1 protein-coding gene is annotated in these 747 nt (G+C 44.4%); it reads left to right on the forward strand.

Annotated elements, in window-relative coordinates; genetic code table 11:
• Window positions 1-322 precede the first annotated feature (322 nt).
• Window positions 323-747, forward strand: a 425-nt coding sequence (locus MM239_RS20825; RefSeq protein WP_241350251.1) for a reverse transcriptase domain-containing protein, incomplete at its 3' end; no start/stop codon positions are given.

Below are 747 nucleotides of genomic sequence, written 5' to 3' on the forward strand. Positions count from 1 at the left end.
ACAAGTCAAAATCCAAAGATTACACGGACGTTGGAGTGTAAATGAGGCAGGGACATGGAGTGAAAGTGAGTTATCTTACCACGGGAGGTCTCATGGACGTATGGAAACGGAGTAAGAAATACGGAGTAAAGCTCGCCATGAGAAGTCAGCCGAAGCCATAGTACCAGACAATGACTATGTTTGGGAAGGGCTGAACTTTAAGGATTGAGAACTGAAAGAATGTTACCGCATGAAAGGAAGAGAGCAGAATATCTTTGAAGAAAAGAACTGCCCAGAAAAGAATAGGACGGCATCCGAAGGAATTGTGGGAGGGCAGACTTTCATGTGGATAACTGAAAACAAGCTCACGGACTTTAATCAATTAGGTTATGGCCTGTTAGAATACATCCTTTCACCATCAAACCTGAACGCAGCTTACTTACAAGTTAAGCGCAACAAAGGTGCAGGAGGTGTTGACAAGATGGAAGTCGAATCTCTTAGGGATTATCTTGTTACTCATAAGGATGAGCTAATAACATCCATATTTCGGGGCAAATACCGCCCCAATCCAGTTCGCAGGGTAGAGATACCCAAGGACAACGGTCAGAAACGGCAATTAGGTATACCCACTGTAGTAGATAGGGTGGTTCAACAAGCCATTTCCCAAATACTCACAGGTTTATACGAGCCACAGTTTAGCGACCATAGCTATGGGTTCAGACCAAGTGGCGGCGCCCATCAAGCACTCAAGAAGTGTAGAGATTACAT

It is taken from the genome of Belliella filtrata, from assembly GCF_022549775.1.
Taxonomy (GTDB): domain Bacteria; phylum Bacteroidota; class Bacteroidia; order Cytophagales; family Cyclobacteriaceae; genus Belliella; species Belliella filtrata.